This is a genomic window from Azospirillum largimobile, assembly GCF_977007025.2.
Genome location: NZ_CDRMUA020000004.1, coordinates 744,732 through 751,338, shown reverse-complemented (window position 1 = coordinate 751,338; position 6,607 = coordinate 744,732). Strand labels below are relative to the sequence as shown.

Here is a 6,607-nt window from a genome sequence, read left to right as displayed (position 1 = left end):
GAACGTCTCCGAAGGTCGGGAGTAACCATGGCGCGCGGAGACCCCCGGCGCAACAGAACCGAAGGAAATTACCGCCTCCGGGGTGGAGCAACAGCCCGCGGATATGACGCGACAGCCCGCGGTGATGGAGCAACGGCCCGCGCACATGGAGCCATAGCCCGCGATTGCCGCTTTTGCCTCAGCTTTCCACGGCGCCAAACCGGGACTCCCTGAAGAATCGGGGAGAATCGGCCGCGGCACGGCAGGAGGGAAACGCGGGCTACCGCTCCATGGCCTCGCCTCCGGCTTGGTCGCCGAACCGGCCCTGTCGCTCCCGACCATCCAGGCCGGCGGGAAATCGCGGGCTGTTGCTCCAGAAACGGCTCGGAGGCAGCCGGAAGACGCCCGAAAGACAGACGGGATCCGGCCGGACAATCGCGGGCAACGGCTCCATATCCGCGGCCTGAAGCGCCAGGATTCCGATTCGGCGGAGCATCGCGGGCTGTGGCTCCATGGTCGCGGGCAGTTGCTTCAAGGTCGCGGGCTATTCCTGACCATCCGCGGGCTGCTGCTCTATGGAGTGCGAGCCCGCGATTCGACTCTGCCGCGGACCGCTTCGAATCCTCCCTGCCAATCACGCCATCCACTCGCCACCGTCCCTGATCCGGTCCCCCGATCCGGTCCCCCGATCCGGACGATGGCACGGAGGAGTATCGCCACAGATGACCGACCATAGCGCAAACCCCAACCGCTGGGGCCGGATTCCGGCCTGGTGGCTGGATCACCCCGATCTCGATGCCGATGGTCTCGCCGTGCTGGCCGCCCTCAGCACCTATGCCGACGACATGGGCGTCTGCTGGCCCTCGCAGGCGACGCTGGCGGGAAAGCTGAAACGCAGCCGGCCGACCGTCAACCGGATCCTGGGCCGACTGGAAACACTCGGGCTGGTGGCCATCGAACATCGGCGGTCGGCCAGCGGCGGTCGTCTCAGCTGCCGCTACAGGCTGGCTCTGACCGTCACGGGCAACACCGGGGCCAGCGCCGGGGAGGGTGCAAGGGTGGACAGCCCCGCTGACTCAGCAACGGACTCCCCCTGTCCATCAGCGAGTCACGAACAGCCTGAACCTGAACAGATTCCGGACACGCTCCACAAGCGGGCGGGCGGAGGGAATTCGGTTGGCAGGGAGCCGGCTGCGGCCGTGTCCGTTGCGGAGGACTGGACCCCATCCGCGACCGATCGCGAATGGGCGGCGGGCCGCTTCCCCACGGTCGATCTCGATCGCCATGCCGAGCGCTTCGTCCAGCAATGCCGCGCCCACGGCTACCGCTACCGCGATGTGCCAGCCGCGTGGCGCTCCTGGTTGCTGCAGGACATGGCCCGTATGGCGCAACAGCCCGCGGAACCGACCCTCGATCCGGCAAACCGGGCAAATCGCACCGCCACCGGCCGTCCCAACGCGAACCGGTCTGCCAACCGTCAGGCCGCAGACGCAGAACAACGCCTGTCGGCTTGGGCCAGCGTTGCCGCCCGGTTGAACGGTCAGCCCGGCGCCGCCGCCGGCGCCGCCAATCCCTGGGGAGTGGGCGCATGAGCAACCTTCACCCGTTCCCCGCATCTCCGGCACCGTCACCCGGCCTGCCGCTGCCCTTCGACCCGGCCATGGCGCCGGCTCTGCGCAGCCGGATGCTGCGCGAGGCGCTGCCTCGACCCTTGCAACAGCTGCTCGACTGCGGGCAGATCGGCCGCCACAGCCGCTTCACCGAGGACGGCTTCGCTGACGTGGTGGAAGACTGGACGCCGCCGGCCGGGGTTACGCCGCGTCATGCCGCTCTTGCCCGCCGCGCCCTTGCGGAAATCGACGACGGCATCCTGGCGCCCGCGCCGGCCAATCATCTGCTGGGTCGCGTGCTGGCCCTGCTGAGCCATTTCCCGGCGAAGGCGACGACGCCGGAGGTGGAGCAATTGCTCGCGATGGATTGGGCGGACGACCTGGGAGAGTTCCCGGCCTGGGCGATCGATCAGGCCGCCAGGGTCTGGCGCCGCACCCGCAAATGGCGGCCCAGCATCGCCGAAATCCGTGCCCTGTGCGAGGAAGCCTGTGCCGCCGAACGCGCCTTGGCCGAGCGCCTGCGCGCCATCGCCATGGCAGGTGAGCGAACCGTGGAAAACGGCGGAGGTGCGGAGAGTGCAGCGGTGCGGCCCGTTCTGGCCTCTGCCATCCGCCGCATGCGATGATAACCAACATTCAGTCTTATGTCTCGGCTGTCTGTGGCAGTTGTGACACCCTGCACCGGCGGTGCGGACCTAAGACATGTCTTAGATTTGCGCTACAGCCGCGCTTTGGTAAAAGGAGCCCACAGCCGATGGCGAGAAGGGGCATGAGATGACCAACGACACGGGGCACGGACCGGTGAAGCGCTTGCTGGTCAATGGCCCGAAGGGCGGGATCGGCAAGACGACGCTCAGCCGCAACATCGCGGTGGCGGCGGCGCTCGACGGCTGCACGGTCGCGACGCTCGATCTCGACCCCCAGCGCAGCCTCACCAAATGGTTCGCCAAGCGTCCGGACGGCATGGCGTCGATCACCCATTTCGAAGCGGGGATGACGCCGGGCGACATCCGCGCCGCCCTGGACGGCATCGACGGCTACGACCTGCTGGTGATCGACACCCCGCCGTCGATCGAGGACCATCCGGAGGAGTTCAAGCTGCTGGCTCTGTCCTCCGACCTGATCGTGGTACCGACCGGCCAGAGCGATGACGACCTCGACTCCGTTCGCCCCTGGATGCGCTTCGTACGGCGCTACGGCAAGAACGCGGCCTTCGTTATGAACCGCGTCAAGCCGCGCACCCGCGGCTTCACCGAGGCGCAGCGCAAGCTGCTGGGCGATGGCCGGATCTGCCCGGTCGAGGTGCCGGATTACGAGGACATCCAGTTCACCGCCAGCCGCGGGATCGGCCTTTTGGAGTTGAAGGGCGGCAAGGGGGCCGAGCATGTCGCCGGCGTCTGGGCCTTCGTCCGTCACGAACTGGAGCTGGCGCAATGAGCGGGTTCAAGCAGGTTTCCAAGGCCCAGGCCCGCCGCCACATCGCGGTCGACGAGCGGATCGAGCGCATGGCGGAGGCGACCGTCGATCTTGTCCGTCGTGAGGAGTTCGTGCAGGAGATCTCGACCCTGTGGCGGAGCGCCCAGGAGAAGTTCCTGCTGATCGGCCGCTATCTCGTCCAGGCCCGCATGCGCCTGCCCCATGGCGAGTTCCAGGCGATGGTCGAGAACGAGCTGCCCTTCGGCTATCAGGTCGCCTACCAGCTGCGCATGGTGGCGGAGGCGGTGGACAGCGGACGCCTTCCCGGTTCCAAGCTGCCGCCCAGCTACGCCACCGTCTATCAGCTCGCCACCCTGACCAGCGAGCAACTCCAGCTGGCGGACCAGCGCAACCTGATCCGTCCCGACGTCACCCGGCCGGAGATCGTCCGCTTCAAGCGCGACCTGCGGAGCAAGACCATCGATCACGTCAGCCGACGCGAGACCCTGGAGGCCGAGCGCCAGCGGCTGCGCGAGCGGCTGATCGCGGTGGAGGCGGAGTTGGCGTCGCTGGACGATCAGGACTGACGCATCGCCGCTCCCGCCTCCTGCTCCCTCTGCCCTGCCGGACCGGAACGCTGTATCCTCCCCGCATCTCTTTCCTGACCGGCCGACTTGCGGGAGACGCCATGCCGAGCATCGATCTGAATTGCGACATGGGTGAGGGCTACGGCGCCTGGGCCATGGGCGACGACCGCGCGATGCTCGACATCGTGACCTCCGCCAACATCGCCTGCGGCTTCCATGCCGGCGATCCCACAATCATGGCCGACACCGCCCGGCTGGCGGGAGAGAAGGGCGTGCGCATCGGCGCCCATCCCGGCTTCGAAGACCGCTCCGGCTTCGGCCGCCGCGTCATTCGTGGCATCACCGCCACGGAGGTGGAGCGGCTGGTCGCCTATCAGGTCGGCGCGCTCCAGGCCTGCGCCGCCCTGTCGGGCCGGCGTGTGACCCATGTGAAGCCGCACGGCGCCCTCTACAACATGGCTGCGGTGGAGCCGGATCTGGCCGGTGCCATCGCCCGTGCCGTGAAGGCGGTGGACCCCACCCTGCTGTTCGTCGTTCCGCCGCTGAGCGCCATGGACCGTGCAGGCCAGGACATCGGCCTGCGTGTCGCCCGCGAGGCCTTCGCCGATCGTACCTATGAGGATGACGGCACGCTGACGCCGCGGACCGTCGCGGGATCGGTGATCCACGACCCGGATCTGGCCGCCGCGCGCGTGGTGCGCATGGTGCTCGACGGTGCAGTGGAAAGCCGCCACGGCACGCGCCTGCCCATCGTCGCCGACACCATCTGCGTCCACGGCGACACCCCCACCGCGGTTGCCATGGCCGCCGCCGTCCGCCGTGCTTTGGAAGGGGCAGGCGTGGTGGTGAAGGCGGTGGTTTGAAACCGGGGCTTGGCTGATCCCCCGGCCTCTCTCCCCATCCTGACTGTCGGGAAGGCCTCGCGCATTCCGCGAATCCACGCGCATTTCTGCGCTGCAGCGAACAAAGTCCAGGTCACAGCTTTGTCAGACTTTTAGACGAACATCTCTCAAACTGGAAAGGATACATAGGGCCGCATCGACGAAGTGGACAGTCGACCCCCGGCCAACCAGCACAGGTCTTGCCCATGCAACGACGAATTTCCATGCCAATTCTGGCGGCAGTGGCGATTTTTTCGGCCGGCGAGGCGTCTGCTGAGACTCTCTATCGAAAGGGTAGTGTTGCAGATCGGCGTCATTTCTTGCAGGTCGATGTCTCTTGGGGAGAGCTGGAGATCGGACAGGCCGATGGCGCCCGCAACCGTTTGGTGGGGACCACGGCGATGCCGGCCACCGCGGGTGCCGGAAGCCGCACGGCCAAGCTGACCTACTACACCCCGCCGTTGCGCGGGTTCGAGCTTGGCGCCAGCTATACCCCGCTGCCGCGCGGCAACGCTGACATGCCCGATCCACGGGAGGCGCTGCATCTGGTGGAGGCGGCGGTTCGCAAGACCCTGCAGATCGGCGGGATAAACGCCCGGCTGACCGCGGGCACCAGCCGGGCGCGGGTGCGCAGCGACAGCCGGCGCCTGCCGCGCCAGTCCTGGATCGTCGGCAGCCAGTTCACCTGGCAGAGCGTCACCCTGGACGGCGACCTGCGCCAGCAGGAGGAGGCGGACGGCGCGTCCTTCCGCAGCATGAATGCCGGGCTGGCCTATGGCCGGGGCGACATGACGCTGTCCTTCCGGGTGCGCCGGTCGGCGCCCGACGGAGCGGCAGCCAACGAGCAGTATCTCGCCGACCTGACCTATCGCATCACGCCGCGCTGGCAGGTGATGGCCGACACCAACTTCGATACCGGTCCGGAAACGATGGGCGCGGTGGTGAAGGTCGGCGCCCGGCTGCAGTTCTGACCCGCTCAGGTCGTCAGCAGGTCCGCCAGCCGCTCCGCCGCCGCGTCCACCTCCACCACGGTCGTGCCGCGGCCGAGCCCGAAGCGCAGGCTGGCATGGGCATCGGCGGGGGACAGTCCCAGCGCCAATAGGACATGTGACGGCTCCCCCGCCCCACTGTGGCAGGCGGAGCCGGTGGCGACAGCCAGATCCGGCAGATCCAGCAACCGGTCGGCGGCATCGATGCCGGGAACGGTCACGTTCAAGCAGCCGGCCAGCCCATCCCCGCCGTCTCCCGCCCCGTTCCGGCGGATGCCCGGCAAGCGCTCGCGCAGTTGCCGCCACAGCCGGTCGCGCAACTCCGCGATCCGGCGTGCGTCCTCTTCCCGCCGTTCCCGCGCCAACCGGCAGGCGACACCCAGCCCGACGCAGAGCGGCGTCGGCAGGGTTCCTGCCCGCAGGCCGCGCTGCTGCCCGCCGCCGGCGGACGAGGGCACCGGCCGGAAGGGCTGGCGAATGATCAGCGCCCCGATCCCCATCGGCCCATACAGCTTGTGTCCCGACAGGCTCATCCCGTGCAGGCCCAGCGCCGCCATGTCGAGCATGCGCGTGCTCAGCGCCTGGACCGCATCGCTGTGCATCGGCGCGCCATGGCCGGCGGCGACCGCCGCCAACTCCGCCAACGGCTGGACCGTCCCCACCTCATTGTTCGCGGCCATCACCGACACCAGCCCCGGTCCGGGCAGTCCAGCCAATGCACGATCAAGCCCGGCCGGATCGATCCGCCCGGTTCCGTCCACCGGCAACACGACGACCGGATGGCCGCGCCGCCGCAGCTCCGGCAGGCAGCCCAGCACGCTGGCATGCTCCACCGCCGAAACGACGCAGCCGCCCCCCGGCGGCACCCCGCCCAGCAGGGCCAGGGCATTCGCTTCCGTCGCGCCGGAGGTGAAGACCACCTCGCCCGGCTGCGCGCCGACCAGGGCGGCGACCTCTGCCCGTGCCTGCTCGATGGCGTCGGCGGCCCGCCAGCCGGCGCCATGGGCGGCGTGCGGGTTGCCGGCAGCCTCCGGCCGCATCCAGGGCAGCATCGCCTCCAGCACCAGCGGGTCGAGCGGCGTCGAGGCCAGATGGTCGAGATAGATCATGGCGCAGTATCGCGCCATCCGCCGCGGAAGGGGAGG

Annotated in this window: 7 protein-coding genes; 6 read left to right on the top strand and 1 reads right to left on the bottom strand. The window is 68.9% G+C overall.

The window, feature by feature from the left end; all coding sequences use genetic code 11:
• Positions 1-701 precede the first annotated feature (701 nt).
• The 6 genes from ACWPKK_RS24710 to ACWPKK_RS24685 all read left to right on the top strand — a co-directional run bounded on the left by ACWPKK_RS24710 (position 702) and on the right by ACWPKK_RS24685 (position 5,444).
• Entirely contained in the window at positions 702-1,571 is an 870-nt protein-coding gene (locus ACWPKK_RS24710; RefSeq protein WP_452009602.1) for a helix-turn-helix domain-containing protein, read from the top strand.
• Entirely contained in the window at positions 1,568-2,215 is a 648-nt protein-coding gene (locus tag ACWPKK_RS24705) for a hypothetical protein (RefSeq protein ID WP_452009599.1), read from the top strand. Before ACWPKK_RS24710 ends, ACWPKK_RS24705 begins: the two co-directional genes overlap by 4 nt.
• A gap of 148 nt (positions 2,216-2,363) precedes the next feature.
• Positions 2,364-3,026, top strand: coding sequence for a ParA family protein (locus ACWPKK_RS24700; protein ID WP_149225748.1), 663 nt, complete (start codon positions 2,364-2,366; stop codon positions 3,024-3,026).
• Positions 3,023-3,592 (top strand): hypothetical protein, encoded by a 570-nt coding sequence (locus tag ACWPKK_RS24695; protein ID WP_452009597.1) that lies wholly within the window; start codon positions 3,023-3,025, stop codon positions 3,590-3,592. Before ACWPKK_RS24700 ends, ACWPKK_RS24695 begins: the two co-directional genes overlap by 4 nt.
• Before the next feature lie 101 nt (positions 3,593-3,693).
• Positions 3,694-4,455, top strand: coding sequence for a 5-oxoprolinase subunit PxpA (locus tag ACWPKK_RS24690; RefSeq protein ID WP_452009595.1), 762 nt, complete (start codon positions 3,694-3,696; stop codon positions 4,453-4,455).
• 224 nt (positions 4,456-4,679) lie between these two features.
• Entirely contained in the window at positions 4,680-5,444 is a 765-nt protein-coding gene (locus ACWPKK_RS24685) for a porin (protein ID WP_452009592.1), read from the top strand.
• Between the two features lie 5 nt (positions 5,445-5,449).
• On the opposite strand, the gene ACWPKK_RS24680 is transcribed toward ACWPKK_RS24685, so the two are convergent.
• Positions 5,450-6,571 (bottom strand): cysteine desulfurase family protein, encoded by a 1,122-nt coding sequence (locus tag ACWPKK_RS24680; protein ID WP_452009589.1) that lies wholly within the window; start codon positions 6,569-6,571, stop codon positions 5,450-5,452.
• Positions 6,572-6,607 lie beyond the last annotated feature (36 nt).